The 16,051-nt window shown below is 45.6% G+C and carries 14 protein-coding genes; 6 read left to right on the forward strand and 8 right to left on the reverse strand.

Translation table 11 applies throughout. The features are described 5' to 3' along the window. Window positions 1-193: 193 nt before the first annotated feature. A complete protein-coding gene (locus QUA83_RS10875; protein ID WP_333128466.1) occupies window positions 194-607 on the reverse strand; it encodes a universal stress protein in 414 nt (137 codons plus the stop codon). 183 nt (window positions 608-790) lie between these two features. Between QUA83_RS10875 and QUA83_RS10880 the strand changes: the two genes are divergently transcribed. Together QUA83_RS10880 and QUA83_RS10885 are read left to right on the forward strand one after the other, a co-directional pair. Further along, window positions 791-1,990, forward strand: coding sequence for a phosphoglycerate kinase (locus QUA83_RS10880; protein ID WP_333052811.1), 1,200 nt, complete (start codon window positions 791-793; stop codon window positions 1,988-1,990). A gap of 191 nt (window positions 1,991-2,181) precedes the next feature. Next, entirely contained in the window at window positions 2,182-2,898 is a 717-nt protein-coding gene (locus QUA83_RS10885; RefSeq protein WP_333293171.1) for a pentapeptide repeat-containing protein, read from the forward strand. A 215-nt stretch (window positions 2,899-3,113) separates the two neighbouring features. Here QUA83_RS10885 and QUA83_RS10890 read toward each other — a convergent pair whose 3' ends face one another. After that, the gene (locus QUA83_RS10890) at window positions 3,114-3,779 is read right to left on the reverse strand and encodes a response regulator (protein ID WP_333293226.1); all 666 of its coding nucleotides are present in this window, start codon (window positions 3,777-3,779) and stop codon (window positions 3,114-3,116) included. Between the two features lie 266 nt (window positions 3,780-4,045). Here QUA83_RS10890 and QUA83_RS10895 point away from each other — a divergent pair, with 266 nt between their 5' ends. Next, on the forward strand, window positions 4,046-4,183 hold the full coding sequence (locus tag QUA83_RS10895; RefSeq protein WP_333293173.1) for a hypothetical protein: 138 nt from the start codon (window positions 4,046-4,048) through the stop codon (window positions 4,181-4,183). 20 nt (window positions 4,184-4,203) lie between these two features. Here the strand turns inward: QUA83_RS10895 and QUA83_RS10900 are convergent, their stop codons facing one another. From QUA83_RS10900 to QUA83_RS10910, 3 genes are all read right to left on the reverse strand, one after another. Further along, window positions 4,204-5,550: an EAL domain-containing response regulator gene (locus QUA83_RS10900; protein ID WP_333293174.1), complete on the reverse strand. Its 1,347-nt coding sequence runs from the start codon at window positions 5,548-5,550 to the stop codon at window positions 4,204-4,206. Between the two features lie 574 nt (window positions 5,551-6,124). After that, window positions 6,125-6,394 (reverse strand): hypothetical protein, encoded by a 270-nt coding sequence (locus QUA83_RS10905; protein WP_333232223.1) that lies wholly within the window; start codon window positions 6,392-6,394, stop codon window positions 6,125-6,127. Between the two features lie 222 nt (window positions 6,395-6,616). Next, window positions 6,617-8,509, reverse strand: coding sequence for a serine/threonine-protein kinase (locus tag QUA83_RS10910; protein WP_333293176.1), 1,893 nt, complete (start codon window positions 8,507-8,509; stop codon window positions 6,617-6,619). A gap of 253 nt (window positions 8,510-8,762) precedes the next feature. On the opposite strand from QUA83_RS10910, the gene QUA83_RS10915 reads away from it, so the two are divergent. Together QUA83_RS10915 and QUA83_RS10920 are read left to right on the forward strand one after the other, a co-directional pair. After that, window positions 8,763-10,022 carry a transposase gene (locus QUA83_RS10915; RefSeq protein ID WP_333293178.1) on the forward strand — a complete coding sequence of 420 codons (1,260 nt, stop codon included), beginning with the start codon at window positions 8,763-8,765 and terminating at the stop codon, window positions 10,020-10,022. 189 nt (window positions 10,023-10,211) lie between these two features. Beyond that, window positions 10,212-11,741 (forward strand): phenylacetate--CoA ligase family protein, encoded by a 1,530-nt coding sequence (locus QUA83_RS10920; RefSeq protein ID WP_333293180.1) that lies wholly within the window; start codon window positions 10,212-10,214, stop codon window positions 11,739-11,741. 187 nt (window positions 11,742-11,928) lie between these two features. Here QUA83_RS10920 and QUA83_RS10925 read toward each other — a convergent pair whose 3' ends face one another. After that, window positions 11,929-13,023 (reverse strand): Rho termination factor (modular protein), encoded by a 1,095-nt coding sequence (locus QUA83_RS10925; protein ID WP_333293182.1) that lies wholly within the window; start codon window positions 13,021-13,023, stop codon window positions 11,929-11,931. Between the two features lie 164 nt (window positions 13,024-13,187). Here QUA83_RS10925 and QUA83_RS10930 point away from each other — a divergent pair, with 164 nt between their 5' ends. Then, window positions 13,188-13,313, forward strand: a complete 126-nt coding sequence (locus QUA83_RS10930) for a hypothetical protein (protein WP_333293183.1) — start codon at window positions 13,188-13,190, stop codon at window positions 13,311-13,313. A gap of 125 nt (window positions 13,314-13,438) precedes the next feature. Here QUA83_RS10930 and QUA83_RS10935 read toward each other — a convergent pair whose 3' ends face one another. Both QUA83_RS10935 and QUA83_RS10940 read right to left on the reverse strand, forming a co-directional pair. After that, window positions 13,439-14,368 carry a ParB N-terminal domain-containing protein gene (locus tag QUA83_RS10935; protein WP_333293185.1) on the reverse strand — a complete coding sequence of 310 codons (930 nt, stop codon included), beginning with the start codon at window positions 14,366-14,368 and terminating at the stop codon, window positions 13,439-13,441. Continuing rightward, window positions 14,368-15,870 (reverse strand): AAA family ATPase, encoded by a 1,503-nt coding sequence (locus QUA83_RS10940; protein ID WP_333293187.1) that lies wholly within the window; start codon window positions 15,868-15,870, stop codon window positions 14,368-14,370. Before QUA83_RS10940 ends, QUA83_RS10935 begins: the two co-directional genes overlap by 1 nt. Window positions 15,871-16,051 lie beyond the last annotated feature (181 nt).

Raw genomic sequence — 16,051 nt, forward strand, 5'->3', positions numbered from 1 at the left:
TAGTTAGTTGACTGTTGACTGTTGACTGTTAACTGTTGACTGTTGACTGTTGACTATTGTTATTGGTTAGTTGTTATTGGTTAGTTGACTGTTGACTGTTGTTATTGGTTAGTTGTTAGTTGTGAGTTCTTGAATGACAACTAACAACTGCCAACCGTCAACTGCCAACAGTCAACTGTCAACTGACAACTGACTAAGGCACAATCAAAACTGCACAAGGAGACAGATTGATCACCCGATTGGTAACGCTGTCAGACGCCCCATCATCGGTTAAACCCATCCCCCGACAGCCCATCACAATCAAATCGGCCCCAATTTCGTCAGCCACATCGCAAATCGTGAAAGCAGGTTTGCCTTCCCGTTCGATGATTTCAGCTTCAATTCCCTGCTGGGAAAACATCGATTGGGCCTCAGAAAGAAGTTTGGCGACTGCTTCGGGGGAAGTCATCACCTCTCGCGCGGGGGCGTCGGCCTCCTCGGCTGGGGGCTCGACTACCGACAGAATAACTAAGCGAGAACCGTAGGTTTTTACGATATTGACCACCTTTTCGGCAGCTTCGCGGGCTTCTCGGCTTTGATCGACAGGAAATAAGACTGTCTTGAACATACTGCACATCTCCGGGACACGGACTCCGATAAAATGTTTAGGTTAAGCCAATCAGTGCCGTTTGTTCCATCTTCCGTTTTTTGTACGGGCGCGGTTGAATGCGTCCGAGGCCGGGGTGCAAGTTACCAGTGCCGCCATTTCAACGGAATTCGACAAAAACACACATATTAGGAGGTTAATCCTGTGACAAAAAAAACTGTAGCAAATTTATCGGCATCGGACTTATCGGGCAAACGGGTATTGGTGCGGGCGGACTTTAATGTGCCGCTCGACAACGGCAATATCACCGATGATACTCGCATCCGGGCGGCTCTGCCGACAATTCAAGATTTAGCGTCCAAGGGCGCTAAGGTGATTTTGTGCAGCCACTTCGGCCGTCCCAAGGGTGTGACGGAGAAGTTGCGCTTGACGCCGGTTGCTGTGCGCCTGTCGGAATTGTTGGGCAAAGAGGTCAAAAAGACTGACGACTGCATCGGTGATGAAGTCGCTGCTACAGTCGCCGCGATGCAAGATGGCGATGTGCTGTTGCTGGAAAATGTCCGTTTCTACCCAGAGGAGGAGGCAAACGACCCAGAATTTGCTAAGAAGTTAGCTTCTGTGGCAGATTTGTATGTCAATGATGCTTTTGGTACTGCTCACCGGGCTCACGCTTCTACTGAGGGCGTTACTAAGTATCTGAGTCCTTCTGTGGCTGGGTTTTTGATGGAGAAGGAACTGCAATATCTCGGCAGTGCGATCGACAATCCTCAGCGTCCTTTAGCTGCTATAATCGGCGGTTCTAAGGTTTCCAGCAAGATTGGAGTCATTGAAAAACTGCTCGAAAAGTGCGACAAACTGCTGTTGGGCGGTGGCATGGTTTTCACCTTCTACAAAGCTCGCGGCTTGAACGTGGGCAAGTCTTTGGTGGAAGATGACAAGCTGGAACTGGCTAAGTCTTTGGAAGCTAAGGCGAAGGAACGGGGAGTTGCTTTTCTGTTACCTACTGATGTGGTAGTTGCTGACAAGTTTGCTGCTGATGCTAACACTCAAACTGTTCCTGTAGAAAGCATCCCCGACGGTTGGATGGGTTTGGATATCGGCCCGGATTCAGTAAAAACTTTCCAAGATGCTTTGGCCGATTGCAAAACTGTCATCTGGAACGGGCCTATGGGCGTGTTTGAGATGGAGAAGTTTGCTGTGGGAACTGAAGGTATCGCTCATTCTTTGGCTGGACTTACTAAAACTGGTACTACCACAATTATCGGTGGTGGTGACTCGGTGGCGGCTGTTGAACAGTTGAATTTAGGCGAACAAATGAGCCACATTTCTACTGGTGGTGGTGCTAGTTTGGAGCTGCTCGAAGGTAAGGAATTGCCTGGTGTTGCTGCTTTAGATGAAGCTTAATTAAGTTAAGTAGGGCGGGCTTTGCCCGCCTTGCTGGAAGCAGGTCTAAATCCTGGGCTGCGAATCATTTTTTTGAATATTTACCGCAGAGGGCGCAGAGAACGCAGAGGAAGAGAAAAGAGAGAAGGATATGGGTTTAAAGTCTATAGTTTGCTAGTATAATTTATTTGAAGTAGCAGTGAGGTTGGTTTGTGAAACTTAAAATCTTGGCAACTGTAACGGCAAGTTTAGCTTTGTTTGGGCTGGCAGCTCCCGTTAAGGCTCAAAATCCAGATCATGTTAGGCAATTGCTGGAAAGTAATGAGTGCGAGGGCTGTGACTTGAGAAATGCTGATTTGTTCAAGGCTAGCTTGTACAGAGCTAATTTAAGAGGAGCCGATTTAAGCGGAGCAAATCTCTATGAAGCTAATTTGCTAGAAGCGGATTTAAGTGATGCTAATTTGGCAAATGCTAACTTAGTTAATGCCGAGATGTACGGGGCTGAATTGAATGGTGCTAATCTACGAAATGCGGATTTGTCTAATGCTTTTTTGGGGCGAGCGAATCTGACGAGTGCGGATTTGCGCGGTGCTAAACTTTTTAATGCGAATCTGGGCGAAGCTTTTCTGCTGCAAGCTAATTTGTCGAATGCCGATTTGAGGCGTTCGCTGCTGTTTAGAGTTAATTTGAATCGTGCGAATTTAAGCGGAGCGGATATGTCTTTCGCCGATGTGCGGGATACTAATTTGCAGAATGCTATTTTGTCAAATACTAGGCTTCCTGGGGCTCAATTGACCGGAACAAATATTGATGCGGCAAATAACTTGCGGCAGGCTGATTTGGAACGTGCCAACTTGCGAGGTACGAATTTGGGGCCGGGCGTTTGCGTGAGCACTAATTTTCCTTATTGTGTTTTGAATGTGGAATAATCTGCCTGCTGAGTGCGTCAGCCTCCATTTTTTTTGCAGCTACGGGAGTTTTTGATTCCGACCAAAAACGGATACAAGCCCGCGACTTAAGTCGTGGAAAGATCAAAATTTTAGGCTAAAGTTTTAGCTCCCAAATGAATCGGTGGAATAACTCTAAAATCTAAAATCTAAAATCTAAAATCCCCTGGCTGGCGCACCCTAAGTTGAGATACGAGCTAAGTTTGAGGTGGTTTGTATCCTCTTTCTAGGGCAAATCTCACAAGCTGGGCACGATTTTCTAACTGTAATTTGCTGAAAATGCTGCCTAAATGAGCTTGCACAGTCCGGGGGCTAATAAACAGCCGATCGCTAATTTGTTTGTTAGTATAACCCTGGATAACCTCCCAAAAAACTCTTTCCTCGGCTGGTGTTAAAGGCAAAGGTGCAGGTGCTGGCAATACTGCCACAAATTGTGGTTCCACCGTTCTACCGCTAGAAGTTTGCAGCAGTCGGACTATTTCGGCGTGAATCCGGTGAGAGCGCTCTAACTGCGCTTTTACCTTAGCTAAGATTTCTTCAGACTGAAAAGGTTTTACCAGATAATCGTCACCGCCGATCGAATGACCTTCAACTTTTGACTCAATCTCCCCTTGACCAGACAAAAATATAAACGGGACTAACTGTCCCAAACGGGTAGTTCGCAAACGGCGACAAAACTCAAACCCGTCCATTTCCGGCATCATGACATCTGAAATTACCAAATCTGGGGGGGCATTTTCAAAAATCGAGAGCGCCTCAACCCCTGAATTAGCGCATTCCACCCGATATCCTTGACTTTCCAGGTACATTGCTAAGACTGTTTGACAGTCTGCTTCGTCGTCCACCACTAATATTCTTTCCATGACAGGCTTGCACCAATTCCAGTTGGACAGTTCTTGAAACTGCCAGTCCCAAAGTAGGAACTTAATTGAGTTTACCTCCTGCAACTTGATCAAGGCTCGCAATTTCAACACGCCACACTTTCTCAAATAGTCCAATTAGGGGCGCCTAGCGCATAAAAGGGGAAGCAGTAAGCTGTTCTACATTTAAATTGTCTGTTAAAAAACAATTCCCCGTCTTGTGGGGAGTAGGGGTTGGGCGTCCCGCCCGCCCTGAATATACAATTTAAATGCGCGACAGCTTAGAGCAATATGAGGAACAATCTCTTTCTTGGATTCGCCAATCATCAAAAGCTACAACTTTTTACGAGGAAGCGCCAACTTTTATGCAGAAAATAGAAGGTAAAAGAAATAATTTTACCCTATAAAACAGAAATCTTAGTGACACTTACACTATTCCGAGACCCGACATTGAAAGGTTTTTAGATTTTTCTGGTTCGGACACAGGTACAAAAGGGACAACGCGACCAGGTGCTGCTGCTGGGGGCGGCCCGAACAAACTCGGGGCGGCAACCAACATACTTTCAATTATCGGTGCGGGTTCGGGCCGGCTGAACAGATACCCCTGCATGATATCGCACTGATGTTGTTTCAAAAAATCTAGTTCTGCTTCTGTTTCCACTCCCTCTGCAATTACAGTCATATTCAAACTGTGACCCAGTAAAATTACTGCTGTAGTAATAGCAGCATTTTGAGTATCTTCGTTGGCATTACGGACGAAAATTCGATCGATCTTTAAACTGTCAAAAGCAAATTGCTTGAGATATCCTAAAGTAGCGTAACCGGTGCCGAAGTCGTCAATAGCAATCCGAATTCCTAGAGCTTTTAGTTGGTTTAAAGTAGCGCCTGCTACTGTCGCATTTTCCACCAAAGCGCTTTCGGTCATTTCTAATTCTAAATTAGCAGGCTCTAAACCTGTAGTTTCCAATATTTGGACGATTCGCGCCTTGAGTTCCGGGTCTGACAACTGCCGGGCCGACAAGTTTACTGATATTGTAAAGGGGGAAAACCCAGCCGCCAGCCAACTAGCGGCTTGAGCGCAAGCTGAAAGCAGTACCCACTCCCCAATCTGAATAATTAAACCTGTTTCTTCTGCTAAGGGAATAAATTCGCAGGGAGAAATTATACCTCGATCGGGATTTTGCCAGCGCACTAAAGCTTCGGCGCCGATAACTTGGCCGGTCGCAATATTCACCTGCGGCTGATAATATACCTGAAACTCGCCTTGTGCCAAAGCGTGGCGCAGCAAAGCTTCGAGAGCAAACTTTTCAGGAGAAAGAGTCGTAACCTTGGTGGAGTCGTTAACTAAATCTTTGAGTCTGGCTTCTGCTTGGTGAAGCGCGACTGTCAGCGGTTGAGTAATAGTTTGCCGTTTCAAGACGCGAGAAGCAATGGCTCCCAGCAATTCAGCCTTGGTAAACGGCTTTGTCAGGTAATCGTCGGCTCCCAATTCCATCCCCCGACGAAAATCGGTTTTGTCACTTTGAGCCGTGAGGAAAATAAATGGAATTGTTCCAGCTAGCGAGTTTTGCCGCAGAGTCCGCAACACGTCATAACCGTCGAGTTCCGGCATCTGCACATCGCACAAAATTAAATCCGGTATCTCCGAAAGTGCCATCTGCACCCCAACTCGACCGTTCTCGGCCGCAATGACCCGGTAGCTGTGAGATTCCAGGAGTTGCAGAAGAGTTTCCCGGATTAATTCGTCGTCCTCAATTACCAAAATTTTGAGCATGATACTTAGATAACAGATGGCACTATATATCTGAACCTGACTAACTCTAGCATACTCAAACTAGGGAATTAGTAATTGGGCCAATTAGCCAATAAATGATTAGCCAAATGGCTGAATATTTTCCCTCGGTTCTTAAGTCACAATCAAAGAACTGCCTAAATTGGGAAGATTTCGCTCTCTTTCAAGAGCAGAAAACTGCTGCGCCCGACTCGTTTGATAAACTTTTATTACAAAATCCTAATATTTCTCATAAAAAAAATTAGCGAACAGTTTCAGTGCGCCGATGGCGGAAATTACTCAGGCTATCACTTATATTATGTCCGGTTAATTGTTCATAATTAGTCCGTGTTTGTACTGAAAACTAGAGTTTTCTCTCCAGGTATGAATCAGGATTCTGCATCCTGATTCATCCAAAAAAAGATACTTGCTTTCAGACAACAGTAGTGGAGAGATAAAAATTTTAGATTAAGGTTCAATCTCCCAGATTCATCTGTGAAGTAAATCTAACATCTAAAATCGACTAACAGAGAACTTAATTATGGTTCTCTAACCCGAAATCCTATTATGCGCTGCCTTAATTCACAGGCTTAGTGGAATTCGCGCAAAACTTGGAATCTACAATTGCAGAAGTGATACTGACAGCGTGCATGGATGATGACGGAATTATCTGGTCTTGCGGAACTACCACGGTCTTTTTACAAACCAGCTCGCTACTGCCTACAGAGGCAAAGTTCCAAGCATAAAATTCGGGAGTGCTGACTGTCGCATTGGCCGGATGTAAACCTAGTGCAGTCACTAATACTAATCCCAAAGTCACTAAAGCTACGATCGCGAATCTCAGCATATTCTTTCTTTGAACCCGACAACTTATCTGATTGGTATTACCTTATTATTGCCTGGGTGGATAGAGAGCGTCAATCGATTTTAGATTTTAGATTTTAGATTTTAGATTTTAGAGGCGACCCCACGGATCAATTCGGGGGCTCCTTTATCGGATACAGGTGTTTTATTTCTGGACGGATGAATCCGGGAGCTTGTATCCTGGATGCTTGATTGTCAATAGCAGTTATTCCGCCGTCAGGTTCAACTCGTAAGCGATCGGCTCAGATGCTTGAGAAACTACCACGAATTCATAAAAACCAGTATCATCCAGCAATCCTGACCAACTAAGTCCTTCTGCATCTTCCAGCAAAGCTCGCGCGCCCTTTGTTCGCCCTGGAGTATAAATTGACAGTAGGGTAGATTTGCGCGGTGCTTGCAAATTCACGCGCAAAGTTTGATTTTGAGCTAACCTGGCAATGTAAGCTTTCCCTTCTCCGGGTTTGAGATTGCCTGTGAGGCTTTGGCTCTTCGATAGGCGGTCAAATTCAACGCTTTCGACAGTTGCTCCAGCTTGTAAGGCTTCGAGTTCGTCGGCGGTAATTGCTTGCCAAATTTGTCCGATCGGCAAACCAATGATATTGCGATCGCGCGGCTGTTGTGGAAACCAATAAAAGAACCTAGCATCAGCCAAATCGTACAAAGCCCGACTGCTCAAATTCAGCTTGTTAACCTCAGTTTTCCAGCGATCGATATCAGTGGTGTCGTAACTGCCCAACCGTGCTCTAGCGTCGATGCTGAGATTTTCCAGCTTATCGAGCAACTCGTCGCCGATTTTCTGCCACCTTTCGCGCCACTGGCGATCTTCCTCGCCTTCTTTTAACAATCGTCCGCCCAATTCTGGGTATTTGGCATAGAAAGTCTCGTCCACAAGGTTGACGTAACCGCTATAGAATCGATCGGCAATTTTGAGCTTTACAAAACGATCTTGCAAAGCATCTTCTTGCTGCTGCTTCGGGCTTGAAGGCTGGGGAATTTTCTGCACTTTTGATTGCAGATTTAACAAAGAATTGCCCGCCAACCAGCCAACTCCCCCCATACTTGAGAGCACCGCCACCACAAACAAAACCATTTTCCAAGTAGGCATCTTTTGCTGATTGCCCATAGCAGCAACTCGCACCGGAGTTCCCAGCAGTTTTGGCGTGGGGGAGGGCGCGGGTATAGGCGAGAAATCCGGCGGCTGCGTCATCCCAAAATCCGGGGCTGGTGGTAAAGGCGGATTGCCGGAGAGAGCGAGCATTACCTCGCGAGCCGAGGAGTAACGCTGGCTCGGCTGCTGAGCAAGCATTTTATCCAGCACCAGGGACAAATTCGGAGACAGAGAACATTCCCCCCGCCAGTTCCAATTCAGGGTATGGCTGTCGAGCAATTGATGGGGTTCCTTCCCAGTCAGCAACACTAAAACCGTGGCCGCCAGAGCGTACAAATCGCTGTGGGGAGAGACGATTCCCATCTGCATCTGTTCGACGGGAGCGTAGCCGAGCTTGCCGATGCGAGTCGCGGGGGCGGGAGTGCCGTTAGCCTCAGCGAACAGAGACTCTACGGTGGCGGCGACTTGTTTTACTCCGCCAAAGTCGATCAGCACGGGCATCCCGTCAGAACTCCGCAGAATCAGGTTGTCCGGGGAGATGTCGCGGTGAATCACTCCTAGAGAGTGAATGTATTCGAGCAGGGGCAAAATCTGCAGCAGCAATTGATTGATTTCTGCTTCTATAAACCGCAAACCCTGACGCTTGCGGGCGTCGAGCAGAAAGCGGTAGGTTTGGCCGGGCACGTAGTCTTGGACGAAAAATAGGTATCCTCGATCGCTGATACTGACGCGGAAGAGTTCGCGAAAGCGCGGGATTTGATTGTGTTGCAGCTTGTAGAGCACTCCCGCTTCCCGCTCGAACAGTTCCTCGGATTTTTGTAAAGCGTAACTTCCATGTACTTGGGGCGCAAATTCTTTTAAAACGCAGGGTTCGTTAAATCGGTGGGCATCTTCAGCGAGGTAGGTGCGCCCGAAGCCTCCGTGTCCCAATTCGCGGACGATGCGGTAGTGGTTGTTGAGAGTTATGCCGGGGTAGATAGGATTGTTCATGGGAACTTGCTGCGTCGGATTTTCACGCTTGACTGAGACTGGGAGTTTTGGGCGATCGCTGATTTAATCTTGCCATAGTGTGTCAGTGTTTATCTTTTCGTGGGGGTTGGGTGGAGCTATAAGACCCACACCATAATCTCTGATTTGATGTGGGATACATGGACTCCCCCAAGTTAATTTTATGGGACTCCATGTCCCTTCAATTAACATTTAACGCTACACTACTCACCAGTAAACACTGTATAATACTGGAATGCTGACACTTACACACCGCTACCGAATCTATCCAGACTCCGCTCAAGAGCAACAACTCATTGAGTGGATGGAAATCTGTCGAGGCGCATTTAACTATGCACTTCGAGAGATAAAAGATTGGTGTGACAGTCGTAAGTGTCCGATTGACAGATGCTCTCTGGAGAAAGAGTACATCATTTCTTCGGAGCTAAAGTTCCCCGGCGAAATTCAACAGGTTAACAACTTGCCGAAAGCTAAGAAAGAATTTCCCAAGTTGAGTGAGGTTCCTTCTCAAGTTCTCCAGCAAGCTATTAAGCAGTTGCATAGAGGGTGGGAATATTTCCAGGAGAGAGGGTTCGGCTTCCCCAGATTCAAGAAGTATGGGCAGTTTAAGTCGTTACTGTTTCCTCAATTTAAAGAGAATCCGGTGACGAATTTGCACATTAAACTGCCCAAGACTGGGGCGATTCCCATCAACTTGCATCGACCTATCCCGACAGGGTTTGTGGTCAAACAAGTGCGAATCTTGAGGAAAGCCGATAAATGGTACGCATCTATTTCGCTGCAATGTGATGTCAAAGTTCCCGACCCAACACCCTACGGTCATCCCATTGGAGTTGATATTGGGTTGGAGAAATTCTTGGCAACAAGTGACGGTGTTCTTGTAAAACCGCCAAAGTTCTTTAAAAGTCTGCAAGGTAGGCTGAAAGTGCTGCAACGCAGACTGAATAGAAAAAGTAAGCGGTCTAAAAACTACGAAAAACAACGCCTTAAAGTTGCCCGACTTCACCATCAAATTGACAACACGAGGAAAGACTTCCACTTCAAGCAAGCCCATGCCCTTTGTGATGTTGGTGATATGGTTTTCATGGAAGACTTGGATTACCGCATCAGTGCCAAAGGGATGTTTGGGAAGCATATGCTTGACGCTGCTTTTGGACAATTCAGAACCATCGTTAAGTATGTGTGCTGGAAGCGTGGGAAGTTCTTTGCCGAAGTTGATGCTAGGGGGACTTCTCAAGAATGTCCTGAGTGTGGCGGGTTCGTCAAAAAAGACCTGAGTGTTAGAGTTCATAGCTGTCCTCACTGTGGATACACAACGAATAGAGATGTGGCAGCAGGTCAGAATATCAGAAACCGAGGAATATGCCTCATTAGTACCGTTGGACAGACGGGAATCGAAAGCGCCTGTGCAGCCGATCTACCGGGGACTGAGGCAACTCAGTCTAGGCAAGTGGCGAAATCTCGCAAGAAAGCAACCAGGAAACCTAGGAAGTGATTCTTGGGAAGCCTACACCATAATCTTTGATTTGGTGCAGGAGGATGTCACCTACTGCGCCATATTTTCGATCGACCTCAAAATGTGTTCAAATTTTTAGCGTCCAGCCCAATGTGCGATCGGGCGTTAGCGATCCTAATTGAACCTTGAGCGATCGAGGCGCAAAATACGCATTTTAAGGAGCAAATCATGCAGCCAGAACAGCGTCAGCGAGCAATTGGGGCGTTTGAAGAGTTTTTGAGGGCGCCGCTTGAGGAACGATTGAAACAGCAGCAGAGTCGAGTTGCCGAATCCGGGGCGATGGCGCTTTTTCAAAAAGTCGCGGCCACAGTACCAGCTTACCAGACTTTCCTAGCTGAACATAACATCAATCCCACCTCAATTCAAACCTTTGAAGACTTCCAAAAATTGCCGCTAATTACCAAAGAGAATTATTTACGCTGTCACCCGCTACCTCAGTTGTGCAACCAGGGCAAATTAGAAACTTGCGATTTCATTGCTGTTTCATCTGGTTCGACAGGAAACCCGACATTTTGGCCGCGTTTTATCAGCGACGAGTTGCAAATTGCCGCTCGTTTTGAACAAATATTTCACGACAGTTTTTACGCCGAAAATCGCTCAACTTTAGCTGTCATTTGCTTTCCGTTGGGAACTTGGGTAGGCGGAATGTACACGGCAAATTGCTGCCGCTATCTAGCGAGTAAGGGTTATCCCGTGACAGTTGTAACGCCTGGGAATAATAAGAATGAAATATTGCGAGTTGTGCAGGAACTTGGGGAGCATTTTGAGCAAGTAGTTTTGTTGGGATATCCACCATTTATCAAGGATGTGATTGATAGCGGAATTGCTGGGGGTGTGGAGTGGCAAAAATATCGAATTAAGATGGTGTTTGCAGGGGAAGTGTTTAGCGAAGAATGGCGGAGTTTGGTGAGCGATCGCACTAATTCTGACAATCTATATTACAACTCTGCGAGCCTTTACGGTACTGCAGATGCGGGGGTTTTGGGCAACGAGACACCGCTGAGTATTTGCATCCGTCGCTTTTTAGCAAAAAATCCCGAAGCAGCACGCAATTTATTCGGGGAGTCGCGGTTGCCAACGCTGGTGCAGTACGATCCGAAAAGCCGCTTTTTTGAAGTGAATAATGACGGCACGCTGTTATTTTCTGGCGACAACGGTATCCCGCTAATACGCTATCACATCTCCGATAACGGCGGTTTAATTTGTTACGAAGCAATGCTCAATTTTTTGGCTGAATGGGGATTTAACCCTGTGGCAAGTTTGCAGCAAGCAGCAGGTATGAAAGTTTCTGATTTCCCCAGAGGAATTCGCTGCTTGCCATTTGTCTATGTATTCGGGCGATCGCACTTTACCGTTTCCTACTTCGGTGCTAACATTTACCCGGAAAATGTCACCGTAGGTTTAGAAGTTCCCACGATTCGGGAATGGGTGACGGGAAAATTTGTACTGCAAGTCAAGGAAGATTCGGATCAAAATCGGTTTTTATCGGTGGTTGTGGAATTAGCAGCGGGGGTGGAGGGCGATGAGGAGATGCAGGAGGCGATCGCATCTTCAATTCTCGCGCAATTGCGACGGCTAAACAGCGAATTTGTTAATTACGTTCCGCCCGAATATCAGTTACCTGTGGTGACATTAACGGAGACGGGCGATGCGGAGTATTTTCCGATTGGAGTGAAGCACCGATACACGCGGCAGTAAACCGTGTTTGTGTGAGTAGGGATGCGCTAAATTGTATCGGGATCAATGTTTAATTCTCGCAGTTTCGCGGCCCGGCGATCGGCTCGTTTCTGCGCCCAGGACTATTCTGAAAGCCCGATCGCGCTTTTTGCCCAAAAGCGCGATCGAACACCGAACAATTAGTCTTTAACTATTAGCAATTATCGTTTTATTGACCGTCAGTTTGTCTGAGAGCCGCCAGAATTTCCGGTCGTTTCATGCGCGCGTAGCCCCGCACTTTCCGGTCTTTGCCGATCGCCTTCAACCGTCTCAGCGAAAGACTTTCGTAGTCATCCTCTGGGGACGGGGACGGAAACGGCAACTCCAACTGCAACTGCGGTAACTGAGGTTTCTGCTGTGCTTTCGACTGCTTCTTCGGCTGCGTTTTTGACTGCTTCTTCGGCGGTGCATCGGGCTGTATTTCTGAGTGCGTCGCTGCGCCTCCTAGTTGGCGGCGGAGCGTTTCAATTTGATTTTTTAGGTCATTTTCTACCTCTTCAAGGGTGTCGGAAACAAACTGATTAATTGTTTGGACTGTACGTTCTAATTTTATTGACAGCAGTTTTTCCAGTTCATCCAACTGTCTCAAAGCACCTTCAAGATTGACCTCCGAAATAACAGCAGATGTTGGCGGACGGTTGCTGCTCGATTGTTCAATTTTTTTAGCCATTTTATCTACCTTTTCATGAAATGCTTTTTCCACTTGTTCGAGCAAATGCTTAATCTGTTCTATTTGGTTACGCTCAAAGTTCTGCTCAGTTAGAGCTTTTACGTGCTTTTTTAGCAGGTCTTCATTTTTTTTAACAGATTGTTCTATTTGTTTTGTTAGACTATCTACCTTTTTTTGAAATGATAGCTCTAATTGTTGCAGTAGAGTCTCAATTTGTGGAGTTTTCTGAGTCGGTTGCGGAGCTAAATGTTCCATTTCTGCTTGAGCAACAGCTACCTCCTCGTCGGTCATTTCAAATACCCACGCCCACATTTGCTCGATGCCGAGTTCTTTAGCAACAATACACCAATCTGAGCCGCAGACAACTTCATATTCTTCTTCGTTGCTGTAAGCTTCAGTGCGACGTACAATTAAAGGAATCAAGTTGCTGCCTTGCTCGATCAGACTTCTCCTGAGAGCTTCGCGGCGTTCGCGAGGAATTTCGCCCCGCTGAGGCTCTGGTATTGCAATTTGGGAAGTGTAAATCTGACTGTGACTAATTGGCTTTATCCGCAAATATTCAACTATTCGGTTTTGATCGGACGATCGATCCATCTTGTTACAAGTCCCCTTTTGTCATTAAAATCTGGTGTGTAGGTGTTTATGTATGTTTGCACTTTACAGCCTGCGTTTTAAGTGCTGCAAGACTAACCCAAGAACTCTAATTGTAAGGTGCGAGACAAACACCTTACCCAGACTGTGGTAAGTTAAAGGGTTTCTTGGCTTCAGTCTTCCAAGTCTGCGATCGAACTCGGTTATCTGGCGGAGATATGGCGTTGCTGCTGTACCTGTGCGGCTGGCTGTGCGGTAACAGCCTGGGCGGCAAAAGTTACTGCAATTCCTAAAAAAAGCGACTGTGAAGAGTTTAACTGCCTACGGGACACCAATGATCCACTGCTTTACTCATCTTTACTTATTTTGGCGTCAGGGCGATCGGGCTGGCGTTGCGAGTTGCGGCAGGAGTTGCGAGTTATGAGTGTTTTTGCCACTTGTCAATTATTTTAATCATTGTTTTGTCGGTTAACCCATCAATACGTTTGACCGCACTTGTAAATGACACAAACGGCTGCACCTCTCGTTCTTTGATTATTCTTTTGATTACTGGAGACTTCAAGCCCGCATCTTGAAAATTCGCCAACATTTTAAATTCATCTAGGGTATTGAGTGCTTCCAACGCCGACATTGATTCGGAAACTACGTTTTCAACTTCTGGTATCCTCTCTACCACAACTTGTTTTTCGGGTGGCGACTCGGATTTCAACTCATTAATTCTGTTTGCTAACCCAGCTTCAACTAACAGAGGTACTTGTTGTAAGATTCGGTTTTCAAGTTCTTGTATACTCTGGGCTAAAACTTGTTGTTCACGGGCGTACTCGGCTTTTAATTCATTAATTTGACTTGCAAACTGAGCTTCAATATTTGTTAGTCGCTGTTCTAAACTAGATGAATCTTCGGGAGTTTCATTTTCACCTAAATTAGGGACTTCGACTACAGAAACAGGGTTTGTTATTGAATCTGCGGGCGGCGACGAAGTATTTTCGTACAAAAACCCGGTTTCTGGGAGTTCAACTAAATTCTCAGTGATTGCGGTTTTTCTGAGAATTTCAAGTTGTTTGAGGAGAAGTTCTTCATTTTCTTCTTCCAGGATGAATGCTCCGATTGTCTCGCCCTTGAGAGGTTCTATTTCCTTTGCTCTCGCCGCCGCGTAGTATTCAAAATTTCCGTCTACTATCTCGTAGGCATCCATACCGTTTCGGCGGACAATTATCGGATTAATCAATCCTCCTGAATCTAAAATCAGTCTCGCTAATTTATCCAAATCAGCATCTGCAAAATTGGAACGTGGCACTGCAGATGTAATTCTTTTCACTGCAACCAGTGAGGGAAATAATTTTTTCATTAGTTTTTACCTATTTTTTCCAAAACTTCGATTGCTAGCATTTCAAATTCTTGGGAGGCGATGCAATCAGGCTTAAAGTCCAGCACTGAAATCGGATCTGCGATTTCCATATTTCCCACGATTTGAAATTGTTCTGCACACTTTGCCAAATCATCTCTTTCGTAAATTACGCTGTCCATAATTTCAAGGTCGTACCGTTTGGGAATGGCCTCCCTCCGCTTGGGCAAACTATACTGTACAAATTTAGTATTAGTTGAGATTTTGCAAGGCAGAACGCCTAAAATTGCGATCGGCTGTTTGCCGATTATTTTTCTGAATCCGTTAACTTTTTTGATGAAATCCTTGACATTAACCAATCCTTGATTAGCAAAAGGTTTTAAATCAGAAGGAATAATTAAATAATCCGCCGTAATCAGGGCAACTCTAGCATAAAAATTCAAAGATGGCGGCGTATCGATCAGTACAATATCATATTTATCCTGTACTACGGCTAGTTTCTGAATTAAAATCATTCGGCTGTAATCTAGTTGATTGAATTCAGTTTCTTCGTGCATCAAATTGATATGGGAAGGAACCACATCAATTTCGGGATGGCAAAAACTTGACTTGCGTGCTACTTCGCCTATGGAGTAACCATCTTCTGACTGCAAAACGTGAAGAATGTTGCAATCTTTCAAATCGTCTTGTTCTTCATCCTCAAATTTTACTAAACCTGTCGCAAAGGTTGTATTAGCCTGACTGTCTAAGTCTATCACCAAGACTCTCTTACCTTTCTTGCTCAGCGCTGCAGCTAAGTTGACTACTGTTGTAGTTTTACCCACGCCACCTTTATTGTGGTAAACTGCAATGATTTTCATAGTATTTTGCCTTTTTTGGGGAACGGTTACATCTGATTTAACTTGAGGCTTAACTGGATAATTTTCAGGTATTGGTTCCGGTTCTGAGATTTGAATTGGCTCAGGTTCTGCGGGGGCGGGATTCTTTGGCTGTACTGGGACTTCGCTAACTAACTCAGGGCTAACCAAATTAATTTTACTATCTTCCAGTTCGAGATTATCGGGATTTTTTATAAATTTTAAACTATCTCTGCCAATTAAAGCGATAATTTCATCAATTCTATTTTCAAGGTCTTTTCCAGCACACTTAAAGACTAGCTGAATATCATCGGCGATTCTTGCATAAATTCTAATTTCTTTACCGTTAGTTATGAGGCCGTAGCGGATGCTCAAACTTGTTAAATAGCGATTGAGTTTTCGCAGGTGGCGGTCTAAATTTTCCTTGGGATGTTTAGCCTCCATAACTACACTCATCGGCGAGTCTGCATCGACAACTATGGGGATAACTTGGGTGGCAAATGAGAGGAAGTCTAGACGAATATTCCCAAATGCTATTTCTTGGTGCCAAGTGTCGGGGGTATAGCCGAGTTTTGGTAGCAGATAGCTGACAATTAGTTTGCTTTCTACTTCGCTTTCGTTGCGACAGTTATTGGGATTGAAAGTCATTCGATTTTAGATTTTAGATTTTAGATTTTAGATTGGGAATGACTGATTTAATAATGGTATGGATTGTGATATTGACAGGAGGGCGCGCATTCCTCCCCTTACAAAAGCTAGGGATTGTAATATCGAAAAACCCGGTTTTGTTTGACAAACCGGGTTTTTAGGGGATTAATCGCGTTTCAAA

The organism is Microcoleus sp. K1-B1 (genome assembly GCF_036704705.1).
Taxonomy (GTDB): domain Bacteria; phylum Cyanobacteriota; class Cyanobacteriia; order Cyanobacteriales; family Microcoleaceae; genus Microcoleus.

What these genes read in the sequence shown, in the direction of transcription:
- QUA83_RS10875 (WP_333128466.1), bottom strand. Translation starts at nt 607, where the DNA reads ATGTTCAAGACAGTCTTATTTCCTGTCGATCAAAGCCGAGAAGCCCGC.
- QUA83_RS10890 (WP_333293226.1), bottom strand. Translation starts at nt 3,779, where the DNA reads ATGGAAAGAATATTAGTGGTGGACGACGAAGCAGACTGTCAAACAGTC.
- QUA83_RS10895 (WP_333293173.1), top strand. Translation starts at nt 4,046, where the DNA reads ATGCGCGACAGCTTAGAGCAATATGAGGAACAATCTCTTTCTTGGATT.
- QUA83_RS10900 (WP_333293174.1), bottom strand. Translation starts at nt 5,550, where the DNA reads ATGCTCAAAATTTTGGTAATTGAGGACGACGAATTAATCCGGGAAACT.
- QUA83_RS10905 (WP_333232223.1), bottom strand. Translation starts at nt 6,394, where the DNA reads ATGCTGAGATTCGCGATCGTAGCTTTAGTGACTTTGGGATTAGTATTA.
- QUA83_RS10910 (WP_333293176.1), bottom strand. Translation starts at nt 8,509, where the DNA reads ATGAACAATCCTATCTACCCCGGCATAACTCTCAACAACCACTACCGC.
- QUA83_RS10915 (WP_333293178.1), top strand. Translation starts at nt 8,763, where the DNA reads ATGCTGACACTTACACACCGCTACCGAATCTATCCAGACTCCGCTCAA.
- QUA83_RS10920 (WP_333293180.1), top strand. Translation starts at nt 10,212, where the DNA reads ATGCAGCCAGAACAGCGTCAGCGAGCAATTGGGGCGTTTGAAGAGTTT.
- QUA83_RS10925 (WP_333293182.1), bottom strand. Translation starts at nt 13,023, where the DNA reads ATGGATCGATCGTCCGATCAAAACCGAATAGTTGAATATTTGCGGATA.
- QUA83_RS10935 (WP_333293185.1), bottom strand. Translation starts at nt 14,368, where the DNA reads ATGAAAAAATTATTTCCCTCACTGGTTGCAGTGAAAAGAATTACATCT.
- QUA83_RS10940 (WP_333293187.1), bottom strand. Translation starts at nt 15,870, where the DNA reads ATGACTTTCAATCCCAATAACTGTCGCAACGAAAGCGAAGTAGAAAGC.